This is a genomic window from Streptomyces liangshanensis, from assembly GCF_011694815.1.
GTDB lineage: Bacteria > Actinomycetota > Actinomycetes > Streptomycetales > Streptomycetaceae > Streptomyces > Streptomyces liangshanensis.
Map to the genome: position 1 here is coordinate 2,955,055 of NZ_CP050177.1, position 14,863 is coordinate 2,969,917.

Genomic DNA, 14,863 nt, shown 5'->3' on the forward strand with positions numbered 1-14,863 from the left:
TGACGAGACTCTCATGAAGATCCATAAGTACGACACCGTCATCGTCGGCGCCGGTGGCGCCGGTATGCGCGCGGCCATCGAGTCGACCAAGCGCAGCCGTACCGCCGTGCTGACGAAGCTCTACCCCACGCGCTCCCACACGGGCGCGGCGCAGGGCGGCATGGCCGCCGCGCTCGCCAACGTGGAGGAGGACAACTGGGAGTGGCACACCTTCGACACGATCAAGGGCGGCGACTACCTGGTCGACCAGGACGCCGCCGAGATCCTGGCGAAGGAGGCCATCGACGCGGTCCTCGACCTGGAGAAGATGGGCCTGCCGTTCAACCGGACGCCCGACGGCACCATCGACCAGCGCCGGTTCGGCGGGCACTCCCGCAACCACGGCGAGGCGCCGGTGCGCCGGTCCTGCTACGCCGCGGACCGCACGGGCCACATGATCCTCCAGACCCTCTACCAGAACTGCGTCAAGGAGGGTGTGGAGTTCTTCAACGAGTTCTACGTCCTCGACCAGTTGATGGCCGAGGTCGACGGCGTGAAGGTGTCCGCCGGGGTGGTCGCCTTCGAGCTGGCCACCGGCGAGATCCACATCTTCCAGGCCAAGTCGGTCATCTACGCGTCCGGCGGCACCGGCAAGTTCTTCAAGGTGACGTCCAACGCGCACACCCTGACCGGTGACGGCCAGGCCGCCTGCTACCGGCGCGGACTGCCCCTGGAGGACATGGAGTTCTTCCAGTTCCACCCGACGGGCATCTGGCGCATGGGCATCCTGCTCACGGAGGGCGCCCGCGGCGAGGGCGGCATCCTGCGCAACAAGGACGGCGAGCGCTTCATGGAGAAGTACGCGCCCGTCATGAAGGACCTCGCCTCGCGTGACGTCGTCTCGCGCTCCATCTACACGGAGATCCGCGAGGGCCGCGGCTGCGGGCCCGAGGGCGACCACGTCTACCTCGACCTCACGCACCTGCCGCCGGAGCAGCTGGACGCCAAGCTGCCCGACATCACCGAGTTCGCGCGCACGTACCTGGGCATCGAGCCGTACACGGACCCGATCCCGATCCAGCCGACCGCGCACTACGCCATGGGCGGCATCCCGACCAACGTCCAGGGCGAGGTGCTCGCCGACAACACCACGGTCGTCCCCGGCCTGTACGCGGCCGGCGAGGTCGCGTGCGTGTCGGTGCACGGCGCGAACCGCCTCGGCACCAACTCCCTGCTGGACATCAACGTGTTCGGCAAGCGGTCCGGCATCGCCGCCGCGGAGTACGCCGCGAAGCACGACTTCGTCGAACTGCCCGACAACCCGGCGGAGTTCGTCGCGAACCGGGTCGAGCACCTGCGTAACTCCACGGGCAAGGAGCGGGTCGCCGCGCTGCGCCTGGAGCTCCAGGAGACCATGGACGCGAACGTCATGGTGTTCCGTACCGAGCAGACCATCAAGACGGCGGTCGAGAAGATCGGCGAGCTGCGCGAGCGCTACCTGAACGTGTCCATCCAGGACAAGGGCAAGCGCTTCAACACGGACCTGCTGGAGGCCATCGAGCTGGGCAACCTGCTCGACCTGGCCGAGGTGATGGCGGTCTCCGCGCTCGCCCGCAAGGAGTCCCGCGGCGGTCACTACCGCGAGGACTACCCCAACCGCGACGACGTGAACTTCATGCGCCACACCATGGCGTACCGCGAGGTCGGCGACGACGGCAACGAGTCGATCCGTCTCGACTACAAGCCGGTCGTCCAGACCCGCTACCAGCCGATGGAGCGTAAGTACTGATGTCCACAGCCACCATGGACCGGGTCGAGGCGGCCTCCGCCGCCTCGCACCTCATCACGGTCACCTTCCGGATCCGCCGCTTCAACCCGGAGGTCTCGGCCGAGGCGACCTGGCAGGACTTCCAGATCGACATCGACCCCAAGGAGCGGGTCCTCGACGGTCTCCACAAGATCAAGTGGGAACTGGACGGGTCGCTCACCTTCCGCCGCTCGTGCGCGCACGGCATCTGCGGCTCGGACGCGATGCGGATCAACGGCAAGAACCGGCTGGCGTGCAAGACGCTGATCAAGGACATCATCTCGCCCGACAAGAACGGGGTGTCCAAGCCGATCACGGTCGAGGCCATAAAGGGCCTGACGGTCCTCAAGGACCTGATCGTCGACATGGACCCGTTCTTCCAGGCGTACCGCGACGTGATGCCGTTCCTCGTCACGACCGGCAACGAGCCGACGCGTGAGCGCCACCAGACCGCCGAGGACCGCGAGCGGTTCGACGACACCACCAAGTGCATCCTGTGCGCGGCGTGCACCTCGTCCTGCCCGGTGTTCTGGAACGACGGCCAGTACTTCGGCCCGGCGGCCATCGTGAACGCCCACCGCTTCATCTTCGACTCGCGTGACGAGGCCGGCGAGCAGCGGCTGGAGATCCTCAACGACAAGGACGGCGTGTGGCGCTGCCGCACGACGTTCAACTGCACGGACGCCTGCCCGCGCGGCATCGAGGTCACGAAGGCGATCCAGGAGGTCAAGCGCGCGCTGATCACGCGTCGCTTCTGACACCCGGCGCCGGGCGTTGCAATACGGCTTCAAGAGGCCCGCTTCCGTACGTACTCCGTACAGAATCGGGCCTCTTCTGTGCCAGGATCGGAGGACGACCAGAGACCGGTACGGCCGACGTCGAATCCGGGCCAGGGGAAACGGGGAGCGAGATGACCGAGCCGAATCCGTACGCGGACGGGGAGTACAAGTGGGGCCCGGGGCAGCCGCAGGGGGCGCCGGAGTACGACTTCCCCCAGCCGACCCTCGCCGACGGCCAGATCCCGCCCCCGCCCGCACCGGGCTACGGCTACCCCCAGGGCACTCCCCCGTACGGCTACCCGCACCCGGGCGCGGCGATGACCCCGGCCCCCGCCCACGGCGGCACCCCCCTGGTGACGATCGGCGACATCACGGTGATCGGCGACTCGATCGTGACCCCGTCGGGCACGCTGCCGCTGCGGGGCGCGGTGTGGAACGCGACGGACCTGTCGCGTACGGAGGAGAAGATCCCGGCCCACGCGATCGTCCTGGCGATCGTCTTCTTCCTCTTCTGCCTGATCGGCCTGCTCTTCCTGCTGATGAAGGAGCGCACGACCACGGGCTTCATCCAGGTCACGGTGACGAGCGGCGGCATCCACCACTCGACGATGATCCCGGCGAACAACCCGCACGCGTTCCAGGCGGTCATGGGCCAGATCGCGTACGCCCGCTCGATCAGCGCGATGTGAGGCACCGTGACGAACGAGCCGGCCAAGCCCGGTGTCGAGGTTCCGGCGGGTGACCCGCCCGCGGAGCTGACGATCCGGGACCTCGTGATCGGGGACGGGCCCGAGGCGCTGCCGGGCCGGGTGGTCCAGGTGCACTACGTCGGGGTGACGTTCGCGTCCGGGACGGAGTTCGACTCCTCCTGGGAGCAGGACCGGCCGTTCAAGTTCGCCGTGGGCGGGGGCCGGGTCATCAAGGGCTGGGACCGCGGGGTGCGGGGCATGCGGGTCGGCGGCCGGCGCGAGATCATCGTCCCCCCGCGTCTGGGGTACGGCGGTCAGTCCCCCTCCGCGTTCATCCCGCCGGGCTCGACGCTGATCTTCGTCGTGGACCTGCTCACGGTCGCGGGCGGGCCGCCGGAGCGGGCCTGACCGGCCGGTCGAGGATGCCCGCGCGGTTGGCCGCCGTGAGCCAGGGCGGGAACGCGCAGAGCAGGCGGTCGTAGAGTTCCGCGTCCGAGGTGCGGGCTATGTCGTCGACCGTGAAGAAGGACGCGTTGTCGACGGGCCGTCCGGGGAGGGTGTCGAGGCGGGACAGGACGCCGTAGTCGGCGCGGCCGAGGCCCACGAACTGCCAGAAGAGCGGCTCCTCCACGGAGGCGCGCAGTTCGGCCTCGATCTCGCGGTCGCGGTGCACGCCGCCGTCGGAGAAGAAGAGGACCAGGGTCGGGGCCGGCGCCGGGTTCTCCCGTACGTACGCGCGGACCGCCGCCATGGCCTTGTGCTCCTCGTTCCGGATGCCGACGGCCCGCATGTCCGTCTGGCCGGGCAGCAGCCCGCGACGGGGCCTCCGGGGGCGGCCGAAGAGGCGGAACTGCCCCACGCGTACGTGCAGGCGCAGCCATGCGGGCAGCCCCGCGAGGTCGACGTCCGGCAGCCGGGCCGGGTTCGACGCGAACGTCCAGGCCCGCATCCCGCCGCGCTCGTCCAGGCGCGCGGCGACGGCGGCGACGCGCTCCACCAGGTCGGCGACCACACCCCGGCTGTAGAGCCCCGCCATGGACCCGGACGCGCCGAGGACCAGGACCACCCGCGCGCTCGCGGCGGCCACGCCGTAGTGGTGGAGGGCGAGGTCGACCTGCGCGGTGCGCAGGGACAGGCGCTTGCGCAGATCCCCGGGAAGCTGTTCCTCGTCCGCCACGTGCGCCTCCCGGTCGCGGGATACGGATGCCATCACTCCAGTCTGCTCCTGTTCGCGCGCCTCCGTGACACCGATGTCAACACTCGTCGCGAACGGCCGGATCGAGCCGTATTGAACATGTTCAAAGTTAGGGTTACAGTCCATGACAAGAGCTTTTGAACACGTTCAAGAGGAGGGTGGGGCATGGACCTCACTGTGGTCGCGTATGTGATCTATCTGGCGGTCAGCCTGGCGCTGACCGTATGGGTCGCCTGGACACTGAGCCGGGCGGGCCGGGTGTTCCTCGCCGATGTGCTGCACGGCAACGAGAAGCTCGCCGAAGCCGTCAACCACCTGCTGGTGGTGGGCTTCTACCTGGTCAACCTCGGCTTCGTCGCGCTCTACCTCAAGGGCGGTGACAGCGTCGGCAGCGCGCGCGAGCTGTTCGAGGCGCTGTCCGTGAAGGTCGGCGTGGTCCTGCTCGTGCTCGGCGGGATGCACCTCGCCAACGTGTACGTGCTCAACCGGATCCGGCGGCGCGGCATCATGGAACGTGACCAGATCCCGCCGGTGCCCCCGGCGGGCTGGACCGGCACGCCGTCCCCGTGGTCGGCGCCGACGCCGCCGCCCGCCGGGGCCTGAGCGTCATGGGCACCCCTCACGCACACACGGCCGTACGGGGGTTGACCGTGCTGTACGACGCGAACTGCCCGCTCTGTCTCCACCTGCGCCAGTGGCTGCTGCGCCAACGGGCGCTCGTACCGCTGGACCTGGTGCCCGCCGCCTCGCCCGAGGCGCGGCGGCGGTTCCCCGGCCTGGACCACGCCGGCACCCTGGACGAGATCACCGTGATCGGTGACGGCGGCCAGGTCTACCGGTCCACCGCCGCCTGGATCGTGTGCCTCTGGGCGCTGGCCGAACACCGCGCCAAGGCCCACTGGCTCGCCACCCCCTCCGGCGCCCCGTTCGCCCGGGTCACGGTCCTGGCGGCGGCGAAGTACCGGCGGCTGACCGCCGCCCCGTGCGACGCGGCGTCGGGGTGCGGTGCGGCCCCGGGGTCGCACTAGGCTCGGTGCTTGTGAAGGACGAGAAGGACGCCAAGGCCCCCAAGAGCGAGCAGACCCGGACGCTCATCCTCGAGACCGCGCTGCGGCTGTTCCAGGAGCGCGGGTACGACAAGACGACGATGCGGGCCATCGCGCAGGAGGCCGGGGTCTCCGTCGGCAACGCGTACTACTACTTCTCGTCCAAGGAACACCTCGTCCAGGGCTTCTACGACCGGATCGCCGCCGAACACCGGGCGGCGGTCCGGCCCGTGCTCGACACCGAGACCGACCTGGAGACGCGGCTGACCGGGGTGCTGCTGGCGTGGCTCGACATCGCCGCCCCGTACCACGAGTTCGCGGCGCAGTTCTTCAAGAACGCCGCCGACCCCGAGAGTCCGCTCAGCCCCTTCTCCCCCGAGTCGGAGCCCGCCCGCGAGGCGGCCATCTCCGTCCACCGGGAGGTCCTCTCCGGGTCGAAGGCGAAGGTCGCCGACGAACTGGTCGGCATCCTCCCGGAGTTGATGTGGCTCTCGCAGATGGGCCTGGTCCTGTACTGGGTGTTCGACCGCTCGGAGAACAGCGCGCGCAGCCGCCGCCTGGCCGAGCGCGGCGCCCGCCTCACCACCCGGGGCGTCTCGCTCTCCCGCTTCCGGGTGCTCCGGCCCCTGGTCCGTGACGTGCACGAGCTGTTCACGGACTTCCTGCCGGGCATGGCGGAGGCCGCGTCGGCCAGAAAGCGGCGCTGAGCGCGTCGTACGGCGGGGGGAGCGGGCGCCGACCCCGGGGCCCGGGCGCCGGGCTCGGGCCCCTCAACGCATCAGCGTCTCGAAGCCGTTCTTGTCGCAGTACCCCGCGATGAGCCCTCCCGCCCCGTCCTCCCCGCGCACCGCCGCCGCCGTGGCCTCCCCCAGGGTCCGGCCCCCGCCGACGGGTTCGTCCCGGAGCGGTCGCATCGCGTCGAGGACGTTCTCGGCCTGGCCCGCGACCTCGTCGTACCCCGTCGGGTCCGGCTCCTCCGCGGCCTCCTCGTTCATCTCCCTCTGCCACTGCCCCAGTTGCGTGCAGTAGTTCTGCCGCCGGTCGGCGAGGGTCCGGTCGTCCGGGCCGGAGGAGCATCCGGCCGCGAACACCCCCAGGGCGAGCACCGGCAGTACCGCTCCGAGCAGGACCCGCGCCCGGGTGCCTCCGCGGCGCGGACCTCGTCCGTTCATCGGTGTCATCACGGTCAGGCCTGGCGCGAGGCCAGCTCCACGACCGTGATGTCCGACGGGGCGCCGACCCGGACCGGCGGGCCCCAGGCGCCCGCGCCCCGCGTCACGTACAACTGCGTGTCGCCGTACCGCTCCAGACCGGCCACGGTCGGGTTGGCCAGCTCCGCGAAGTAGTTGCCCGGCCAGAGCTGGCCGCCGTGGGTGTGCCCGGAGAGCTGGAGGTCGACCCCGTGGCGTACGGCGTCGTGGATCACGATCGGCTGATGCGCGAGGAGGACGGACGCCCTGCCCCGGTCGCGGTCGCCGAGGGCCTTCGCGAAGTCGGGCCCGTCGCCCTCGCTCTCGCCCGCGATGTCGTTGACCCCGGCGAGGTCGAAGCCCGCGATCTCCACGCGCTCGTTCACCAGCGGCCGCAGCCCCAGCTCCCTGACGTGGTCCACCCACTCCTGCGCGCCCGAGAAGTACTCGTGGTTGCCGGTCACGAAGAACGCCCCGTGCCGCGCCTCCAGACCCGCGAGCGGTACGGCGGCCGGGCCGAGGTCCTCGACGCTGCCGTCCACGAGGTCGCCCACGACGGCGATGAGGTCGGGCCGGGTGGAGTTGATGGTGTCGACGATGCGCTGGGTGTGGGCGCGGCCCAGGATCGGCCCGAGGTGGATGTCGCTGACGACGGCGATCCGGTACCCGTGGGCGGCGCGCGGCAGCTTGGCGAGCGGGACGGTGACCCGCTTGACGCGGGGGCCGCGCAGGACGCCGTAGGTGCCGTACCCGACGGTCGCGGCGGCGGCGGTCGCGACGGCCCCGCCGACGACGCGCGAGACGAACAGGCGGCGGGAGGGGACGGCGAGGGCGGGCTCGGCCCGGTCGGGGCCGGCTATGACCGTCCCGGCCGCCGGAGCACCCGGGCCGGCCTGCTCGGCGGAACCGGCTGACCGCGCCCCGGCGGGCTGCGCGTCGCCTTCGGACCGTACGACCGGCTGTACGTCACCCCCGGAGGCCGCGGAGGCCGCGCCCCGCACCCCGTCCCCGCGCTGTGCGCGCCGCTCCAGGTACCGCAGCAGGAGCGGCCGTACCGCCTCCCCCACCAGCAGCGCCAGCAGCAGGTACATCAGCACCGCGAGCCAGAGGTACCCCGGCCACGCGAGAAGCTGCTTGAGCAGGAACGGCGCCTCGCTCCGCCCCGCGATCTGCGCGCCCACGGCCAGGACCGGCAGGACGAACGCCGCGACGGTCCCGGCGCGGCGGGCCGCCCCGCCCGCCCGCGTGGTGTCCCGCACGAGCCGCCGCCACACATACCAGTGCGCCGCCACCACCAGGGCGACGGCCACCAGCACCACCAGAACGACCACGACGACCACGAACGGCCCCCAGCTTCTGTAGTCCGCACCTCTTGCGTCCGCCCGTCCCGGGCGGCGGGACCGCACCGGCCCCGGGCGACAGTCTGCCGGGCAGCCGAACGGGCGCGCGGGCCGGGGGCACGGCCGGCGGCGCGGGCCAGTCTCGCTGACGTACCGTCAGGAAGCGGGCGGGGCAGGCCGGCTGGGGATACGGGTGTCCTCGGCGGGGGCGGTGGCCGTATCCCGCCGCAGGGCGCGCACGCCCCGGAACCCGATCGTGCCCACGGCCGTCCCCAGGAGGAAGGACGTGACGGCGAGCAGCAGGTGGACCCAGAAGTAGGCGGTCGGGTCCCCCGCGCCGTCGAACGCCAGGCCGCTGGCGTCCTGCCACAGATTCTTGACGAAAGTGATCCAGATGAACCAGCTCCACACCCCGAACGCGAGCAGGAACCAGGACACGCGGCGGCTGAGCTTCATGGATTCAGTATCGACGCCGCTGTTCCGGGCCCGGCGGCGGGGTGCGGCGGCCCGGCCGGGCACGGCCGGGATCCCGCTGGGCGGTACGGGGGTACGGCTGCCCGGTACGGAGGTACGGACGCGGCGGTTCACCCCGTCGATGTCGGATTCGGGTGACGCGCCCTGTACGTTTTCGGTCGTGCCCGCTCTGAAAAAGACCGCGTTGACGATCTTCGCCGCCGCCTTGCTGCCTGTTCTGACCGTCGTGCCCGCGTCGGCGGACAGCGCGTCCAAGAAACCGAGCCCCGGCAAGACGCCCACGCCCCCGGCCGCGATGTCGACGGTCGGCGGGGCCCGCCTCGGCCGGCCCGGTACGCAGGTGGATCTCGGTCCCGGCGCCCCCGTCCTGCCCAAGAAGCTCAGCGGCCGGTCGTGGATCGTCGCCGACGCGGAGTCGGGCGACGTCCTGGCCGCGCACAACGCGCACTGGCGGCTGCCGCCCGCCTCCACGCTCAAGATGCTCTTCGCCGACACGCTGCTGCCCCGGCTGCCGAAGGAGCAGGAGCACAAGGTGGTGGCCTCCGACCTGGCCGGGATGGGTGACGGCAGCAGCCTGGTGGGCGTGAAGGAGAACCTGACCTACAGCGTCCACGACCTGTGGCTGGGCGTCTTCCTGCGCTCGGGCAACGACGCCGTGCACGTCCTGTCCGCCATGAACCACGGCGTGAAGAAGACCGTCCAGGACATGCAGCGGCACGCGGAGGAGCTCCAGGCGCTCGACACGACCGTCGTGACCCCGGACGGGTACGACGAGAAGGGCCAGGTCTCCAGCGCGTACGACCTGACCCTGTTCGCCCGCTCGGGGCTCCAGAAGAAGGACTTCCGGGAGTACTGCTCCACCCAGTCGGCGAAGTTCCCGGGCGACGTCGCGAAGGTGAAGAAGGGCAAGAAGCCGGAGAAGGACGCCAAGGGCCAGCCCAAGCGGGACACCTTCGAGATCCAGAACACCAACCGGCTGCTCACGGGCGCCAACGGGGTCACCCCGTACCAGGGGATCGCCGGGGTGAAGAACGGCTACACCTCGCACGCCGGCTCGACCTTCACCGGGGTCGCCGAACGCAACGGCAGGGTGCTGCTGGTCACGGTCATGAACCCGTCCTCGGACGAGAGCCAGGCCGTCTACCAGGAGTCCGCGCGGCTGCTGGACTGGGGGTTCGCCGCCAGTGGCAAGGTCAAGCCGGTCGGGGAGCTGGTGCCGCCGAGGTCGGCCCGTACGGACGCCTCGAAGGCGAGCGGCGGCCCCACACCGGCCCCGGGGGCCACCGAGACGCCCGCCCCGGCGGTGGCGGTGGGCGCCTCGAAGGACGGGACGAGCGGGATGGGCATCGCGCTGGCCGTGGTGGGCGGGGTCGTGGCGCTGCTGGCGGGCGCCGGGTACCTGGTCAACCGCCGCTGGCCGTCGAACCGCCGCCTTCCCCGTCCCTGAGGGGGCGGCCGTCCGCGTCCCTGCGCGGGCCGGGGGCCACTTCCTCGCCCTCCTCCCCCTCCTCCCTCTTCAGTTCGCGCCTCAGGTCCCGCTTGCTGCCCGTCGCCGTCCAGGCGGCGCAGAACAGCAGGAGCTTCGCGGTGAAGTTGATCCACAGCAGCAGCGCGATGGGGACGCCGAACGCGCCGTACATCGTCTTGCCGGCCACGTTCGTCAGGTAGCCGCCGAGCAGCAGCTTGAGGAGTTCGAAGCCGACGGCGCCGATCGCGGCGGCGACGAAGAGCCGGCGGCGCGGCGGGTTCACGCGCGGGAGCAGCGTCAGCACGTACAGCAGGATGAGGAAGTCGGCGACGGCGGCCGTCAGGACGGCGCTGGCCTGGAGCAGTATGCCGCCCGCCCCGTCCTGGGAGATGCCCAGGTGCCTGGCCGTCCAGCCGATCGCGGTGGAGCCGAATCCCGAGGCGCCGAGCGAGACGAGGCCGACCCCGCTGAGGCCGACGAGGACGACGGCGTCCTTGGCGCGGACCACGAACGGGTTGCCCTGGTCGAGGTGGTCCTTCTCCCACACGGCCCGCAGGCAGTCGCGCATGGCGGTGATCCAGCTGACGCCGGTGAACAGGAGCAGCAGCCCGGCGACCACCCCGACCGTGCCCGCGTTGGCCACCAGGTTGTTGATGTCGAGCTGCTTGGAGATGCCGGGCACCTGGTCGGTGAGGCTGTGCTCGACGCGGTGGAGCTGGCTGTCGCTGAGCAGTGCCGCGCCGATCGCGGCGGCGACGGTGAGCAGCGGGAAGAGCGCCACGAAGCTGATGAACGTGATCGCCGCCGCCAGCCGGGTCCAGTGCACCCGTTCGAGCGTCTCGTACGAGCGCCAGGCGTGCGTGCGCAGGAAGCGGGCGACGAACGGGCCGATGACGGGGAGCTTGCTCAGCCAGTCCATGGAGGAGATGTACCCCCGCATCGGGAAACCAGTGCCGGGGTCCCCCGGAAGCGCGGGCGGGTCCTGGGGGCGGTCACAGGTCGGCGACCGCCAGTCCGTACATCGCCAGCCACACCAGGCCGATGACGGCGAGCGGGCGGTCGCGCAGGACGACGTCCTCGGGGGCGCCCGCCGTGCCGCGGTCGGCGAAGACCGCGTACCGCAGGACGGCCAGGATGAACGCGATCATCGAGAGCTGGCGCCAGGGCAGCAGGCCGCCGTCGGCGGTGCCGCCGCTCTCCAGGGCCCACAGGCAGTAGGCGAGGACCGCGACGCCGGCCGCGAGCTGCCAGACGAACCGCAGGTAGCCGGTGGTGTACGAGGTGAGCAGGGCCCGGGTCGCGCCGGCCGCGCCCTCCATGCGGACGGCTTCCGAGTAGCGCTTGGCGGCGACCATGAAGAGCGCGCCGAAGCCGGCGGTGATCAGGAACCAGCGGGAGAGCGGGATGCCGAGGGCGACCCCGCCGATCATCGCGCGCATCAGGAAGCCGGTGGTGACCACGGCGAGGTCGACGACGAGGACGTGCTTGAGCCAGACGCAGTAGGCGAGTTGCATGACGACGTAGGCGCTCAGCAGGGCGGCGGTCATCGGCGTGCAGAGGGCGGCCGCGCTCCCGGTGGCGGCCGCGGCGAGCAGCGCGCCCGCGCCGTACGCGACGGGTACCGGGACCTGCCCGGCGGCGACGGGCCTGCGGCGTTTCTCGGGGTGGGCGCGGTCGGCCTCGGCGTCCCGCGCGTCGTTGACCAGGTAGACGGCGGAGGCGGCGGCCGTGAACAGGACGAAGACGAGGGCCAGTTGTACGGCGGTGTGGCGGGAGTCCAGCTCGCCCGCGGCGGCCGGGGCGGCGGCCACCAGCACGTTCTTGACCCACTGGCGGGGGCGCGCGGTCCTGATCAGGCCGGCGGGGAGGCGGAGGGGGCCCCGGGCGGGGAGGGGCGGGCGGCGGGGGCCGGGGGCGCGGCCGGACTGTTTGACGAGGGTCGCGGCGCGCTCGGTCACGGGCTCAGCCATGGCGGCCTCCCCCGGCCGCCGCGGGGAGCCGGGCGGCGGCCGGCCGTCCGCGGTGCCGGGCGGTGCCCGCCCGGGCGGTGAGGGCGCCGAGCAGGGCGCCCGCGACGACGTCGGACGGGTAGTGGACGCCGGCCACCAGCCGGGAGACGCACATGGCCGCCGCGAGGGGCGTCACCCACCGCCCGCCGGGGGGCCGCAGGGCGCCGAAGGCCACGGCGGCGGCCGCGGCCGAGGCGGCGTGGGAGCTGGGGAAGGAGTGCCGTCCTGCGGTGCGGACGAGGGGCGCGAAGGTCGCGGGGGCGGGGCGCGGGCGGCGTACGACCCGCTTGACGCCCATGCTCGCGAGGTGCGCGGCGCCGACCAGGGCGGTGGCGCGGAGCCAGGTGCCGCGCCGTTCCCGGTCGGTGGCGGCGCCGAGGAGGCCGGCCGCGAGCCACAGGGCGCCGTGCTCGCCGCCGGCCGAGAGGGCGCGGGCGGCGGTGGCGACGCGGGGCCGGGTCCCGTACCCCCGCAGCGCGGCCAGGACGCGGTGGTCGGTGTCTCCGTACGTTCCGCAGGACATGGGCCTCCCCTTTCACCAAGGGGCCACCCTTGCCCGTATTCGCATGATTTTCGGCTTGTCGTCCCACGACACTCCCCCAACCACCCGTTCATACGAGTTCCTCAGGCATTGGGTCAGGCAGTGCACCAAAGGCGACAAAGAATGAGGTATGGGGCGATACGGTCACCTCCATGTCTGTCGATACCTTGTCTGCCGCCACCGGGCCTGTCGATACCACCGTCTCCATGACCGGCTGGGGCCGTACCGCCCCCACCACCGCCCTGCTGGTACGTCCCCGCTCGTACGCGGAGGCCGCCGCCGCCGTACGCGACTGCGGACGCCGCGGCTCGATCGCCCGGGGGCTCGGCCGGGCCTACGGCGACGCGGCGCAGAACGCGGGCGGCTCGGTCCTCGACATGACGGCCCTGGACCGCGTGCGCTCGATCGACGCGGAGGCGGGGGTGGTCGTCTGCGACGCGGGGACCAGCCTGCACACGCTGATGAAGGTGCTGCTGCCGCTCGGATGGTTCGTCCCGGTCACCCCCGGGACCCGTTACGTGACGGTCGGCGGGGCCATCAGCGCCGACATCCACGGCAAGAACCACCACGTCTCCGGCTCGTTCTCGCGCCACGTCCGGTCCCTGGACCTGCTGACGGCGGACGGCGAGATCCGTACGGTCCTGCCCGGCACTCCGCTCTTCGACGCGACGGCGGGCGGGATGGGGCTCACCGGGGTGATCCTGTCGGCGGCCTTCCAGCTCCACCCGGTCGCGACGACGCTGATGTCCGTCGACACGGAACGCGCCACCGACATCGACGACCTGCTGGCCCGGCTCACCAGCACCGACCACCGCTACCGGTACTCGGTCGCCTGGATCGACCTGCTCGCCCGGGGCCGGGGCGCGGCACTGGGGCGCGCCGTCCTGACCCGCGGGGACCACGCGCCCCTGGACGCGCTGCCGGCCCGCGCGCGCCGGCGCCCGCTCGCCTTCCGGCCCGTGCGGCTGCCCGCCGCGCCCTCCCACCTGCCGTCGGGCCTCCTGGGACGGACCACGGTCGGCGCCTTCAACGAGCTCTGGTACCGCCGGGCGCCCCGGCGGCGGACCGGCGAACTCCAGCAGCTGACCTCGTTCTTCCACCCGCTCGACGGCGTGCCGCACTGGAACCGCGTCTACGGACGGGACGGCTTCGTCCAGTACCAGTTCGTCGTCGGGTACGGGCAGGAGGAGACGCTGCGGCGGATCGTGCGCAGCATCGCGCGGCGCGGCTGTCCCTCGTTCCTCGCGGTGCTCAAGCGGTTCGGCGAGGGCGATCCGGGGTGGCTGTCGTTCCCGATGGCCGGCTGGACCCTGGCGCTGGACATCCCCGTCGGGCTGACCGGCCTCGGCTCGTTCCTGGACGAGCTGGACGAGGAGGTCGCGACGGCGGGCGGCCGGGTCTACCTCGCGAAGGACGCGCGGCTGCGGCCCGACCTGGTCACCGCGATGTATCCGCGCCTCGACGACTTCCGGGCGCTGCGGGGCGAGCTGGACCCGCGGTCGGTCTTCACGTCCGACCTCGCGCGCCGCCTCGGCCTCTGACGCCCACTGCCCTGTTTCCCCCCACCTCTCAAGGAGATCCCCGATGAAGGACGCCTTCGGTATCCCGCAGTCCTTGCTCATCCTCGGAGGCACGTCCGAGATCGGCCTGGCCACCGCCCGCCGCATGATCGCCCGGCGCACCCGTACGGTCTGGCTGGCCGGCCGCCCCTCCCCCGACCTGGAGAACGCCGCCGACGGGCTGCGCGCGCTGGGCGCGGACGTCCGTACGGTCGACTTCGACGCCCTGGACCCGGCCTCGCACGAGGAGACCCTCGGGAAGGTCTTCGCGGAGGGCGACATCGACATGGTGCTGCTGGCGTTCGGGGTCCTCGGCGACCAGGCGCGCGACGAGGCGGCGCCGCTCGCGGCGGTGCGGGTGGCGCAGACCAACTACACCGGGGCGATCTCGGCCGGGCTGGTGTGCGCGGGCGCCCTCCAGACGCAGGGGCACGGCTCGCTGGTGGTGCTGTCGTCGGTGGCCGGGGAGCGCGCGCGGCGCGCCAACTTCATCTACGGGTCGAGCAAGGCCGGCCTCGACTCGTTCGCCCAGGGGCTGGGCGACGCGATGCACGGCACGGGGGTGCAGGTCATGATCGTGCGGCCCGGGTTCGTCCGGTCGAAGATGACGGCGGGCCTGGAGGAGACGCCGCTGGCCACCACGCCGGAGGCGGTGGCGCTGGCGATCGAGCTGGGACTGCGGCGCCGCTCGGAGGCGGTGTGGGTGCCGGGGGCGATGCGCGTGGTGATGTCGGCCCTGAGGCACCTCCCGCGCCCCCTGTTCCGACGGCTGCCGGTCTGAGACCGG

The 14,863-nt window shown here is 72.2% G+C and carries 16 protein-coding genes and 1 pseudogene; 10 read left to right on the forward strand and 7 right to left on the reverse strand.

What is annotated here, in order from left to right:
• Window positions 1-13 precede the first annotated feature (13 nt).
• The 4 genes from sdhA to HA039_RS12590 all read left to right on the forward strand — a co-directional run bounded on the left by sdhA (window position 14) and on the right by HA039_RS12590 (window position 3,662).
• On the forward strand, window positions 14-1,768 hold the full coding sequence (gene sdhA, locus HA039_RS12575) for a succinate dehydrogenase flavoprotein subunit (RefSeq protein WP_167028208.1): 1,755 nt from the start codon (window positions 14-16) through the stop codon (window positions 1,766-1,768).
• A complete protein-coding gene (locus HA039_RS12580; protein ID WP_167028211.1) occupies window positions 1,768-2,544 on the forward strand; it encodes a succinate dehydrogenase iron-sulfur subunit in 777 nt (258 codons plus the stop codon). The genes sdhA and HA039_RS12580 overlap by 1 nt, the downstream gene beginning before the upstream one ends.
• Window positions 2,545-2,696: 152 nt before the next feature.
• Entirely contained in the window at window positions 2,697-3,254 is a 558-nt protein-coding gene (locus HA039_RS12585; protein ID WP_167028214.1) for a hypothetical protein, read from the forward strand.
• Between the two features lie 6 nt (window positions 3,255-3,260).
• Window positions 3,261-3,662 (forward strand): FKBP-type peptidyl-prolyl cis-trans isomerase, encoded by a 402-nt coding sequence (locus HA039_RS12590; RefSeq protein ID WP_167028217.1) that lies wholly within the window; start codon window positions 3,261-3,263, stop codon window positions 3,660-3,662.
• On the opposite strand, the pseudogene HA039_RS12595 reads toward HA039_RS12590, so the two are convergent.
• Window positions 3,628-4,422 (reverse strand): annotated as a pseudogene (locus HA039_RS12595) (vWA domain-containing protein); the annotation flags it as partial. The gene HA039_RS12590 and the pseudogene HA039_RS12595 overlap by 35 nt on opposite strands.
• A gap of 192 nt (window positions 4,423-4,614) precedes the next feature.
• Here HA039_RS12595 and HA039_RS12600 point away from each other — a divergent pair.
• From HA039_RS12600 to HA039_RS12610, 3 genes are read left to right on the forward strand one after another with little or no spacing between them, the layout of a single operon-like run.
• Window positions 4,615-5,052 (forward strand): hypothetical protein, encoded by a 438-nt coding sequence (locus HA039_RS12600; RefSeq protein WP_167028223.1) that lies wholly within the window; start codon window positions 4,615-4,617, stop codon window positions 5,050-5,052.
• A gap of 5 nt (window positions 5,053-5,057) precedes the next feature.
• The gene (locus HA039_RS12605) at window positions 5,058-5,477 is read left to right on the forward strand and encodes a thiol-disulfide oxidoreductase DCC family protein (protein WP_167028226.1); all 420 of its coding nucleotides are present in this window, start codon (window positions 5,058-5,060) and stop codon (window positions 5,475-5,477) included.
• Window positions 5,478-5,482: 5 nt separating this feature from the next.
• The gene (locus HA039_RS12610; RefSeq protein WP_388332815.1) at window positions 5,483-6,202 is read left to right on the forward strand and encodes a TetR/AcrR family transcriptional regulator; all 720 of its coding nucleotides are present in this window, start codon (window positions 5,483-5,485) and stop codon (window positions 6,200-6,202) included.
• A gap of 63 nt (window positions 6,203-6,265) precedes the next feature.
• On the opposite strand, the gene HA039_RS12615 is transcribed toward HA039_RS12610, so the two are convergent.
• The 3 genes from HA039_RS12615 to HA039_RS12625 form a co-directional block, all read right to left on the reverse strand.
• Window positions 6,266-6,667, reverse strand: coding sequence for a hypothetical protein (locus HA039_RS12615; protein WP_167028232.1), 402 nt, complete (start codon window positions 6,665-6,667; stop codon window positions 6,266-6,268).
• 14 nt (window positions 6,668-6,681) lie between these two features.
• Window positions 6,682-8,025, reverse strand: a complete 1,344-nt coding sequence (locus HA039_RS12620; RefSeq protein ID WP_167028235.1) for a metallophosphoesterase — start codon at window positions 8,023-8,025, stop codon at window positions 6,682-6,684.
• A gap of 156 nt (window positions 8,026-8,181) precedes the next feature.
• Entirely contained in the window at window positions 8,182-8,481 is a 300-nt protein-coding gene (locus HA039_RS12625; protein WP_167028238.1) for an SCO4848 family membrane protein, read from the reverse strand.
• Between the two features lie 178 nt (window positions 8,482-8,659).
• Here HA039_RS12625 and HA039_RS12630 point away from each other — a divergent pair, with 178 nt between their 5' ends.
• The gene (locus tag HA039_RS12630) at window positions 8,660-9,946 is read left to right on the forward strand and encodes a D-alanyl-D-alanine carboxypeptidase family protein (RefSeq protein ID WP_341830058.1); all 1,287 of its coding nucleotides are present in this window, start codon (window positions 8,660-8,662) and stop codon (window positions 9,944-9,946) included.
• Here the strand turns inward: HA039_RS12630 and HA039_RS12635 are convergent.
• The 3 genes from HA039_RS12635 to HA039_RS12645 form a co-directional block, all read right to left on the reverse strand.
• Window positions 9,903-10,886, reverse strand: coding sequence for a YihY/virulence factor BrkB family protein (locus HA039_RS12635; RefSeq protein ID WP_167028244.1), 984 nt, complete (start codon window positions 10,884-10,886; stop codon window positions 9,903-9,905). The two genes, HA039_RS12630 and HA039_RS12635, sit on opposite strands and share 44 nt — an antisense overlap.
• 73 nt (window positions 10,887-10,959) lie before the next feature.
• The gene (locus tag HA039_RS12640; RefSeq protein ID WP_425086335.1) at window positions 10,960-11,937 is read right to left on the reverse strand and encodes a decaprenyl-phosphate phosphoribosyltransferase; all 978 of its coding nucleotides are present in this window, start codon (window positions 11,935-11,937) and stop codon (window positions 10,960-10,962) included.
• Complete coding sequence (locus HA039_RS12645) at window positions 11,930-12,499, reverse strand: phosphatase PAP2 family protein (protein ID WP_167028247.1); 570 nt, start codon at window positions 12,497-12,499, stop codon at window positions 11,930-11,932. Before HA039_RS12645 ends, HA039_RS12640 begins: the two co-directional genes overlap by 8 nt.
• 170 nt (window positions 12,500-12,669) lie before the next feature.
• Between HA039_RS12645 and dprE1 the strand changes: the two genes are divergently transcribed.
• Both dprE1 and dprE2 read left to right on the forward strand, forming a co-directional pair.
• Window positions 12,670-14,058 (forward strand): decaprenylphosphoryl-beta-D-ribose oxidase, encoded by a 1,389-nt coding sequence (gene dprE1 / locus HA039_RS12650; protein WP_167028250.1) that lies wholly within the window; start codon window positions 12,670-12,672, stop codon window positions 14,056-14,058.
• Window positions 14,059-14,101: 43 nt separating this feature from the next.
• On the forward strand, window positions 14,102-14,857 hold the full coding sequence (gene dprE2 / locus HA039_RS12655) for a decaprenylphospho-beta-D-erythro-pentofuranosid-2-ulose 2-reductase (protein ID WP_167028253.1): 756 nt from the start codon (window positions 14,102-14,104) through the stop codon (window positions 14,855-14,857).
• The last annotated feature ends 6 nt before the right edge of the window (window positions 14,858-14,863 follow it).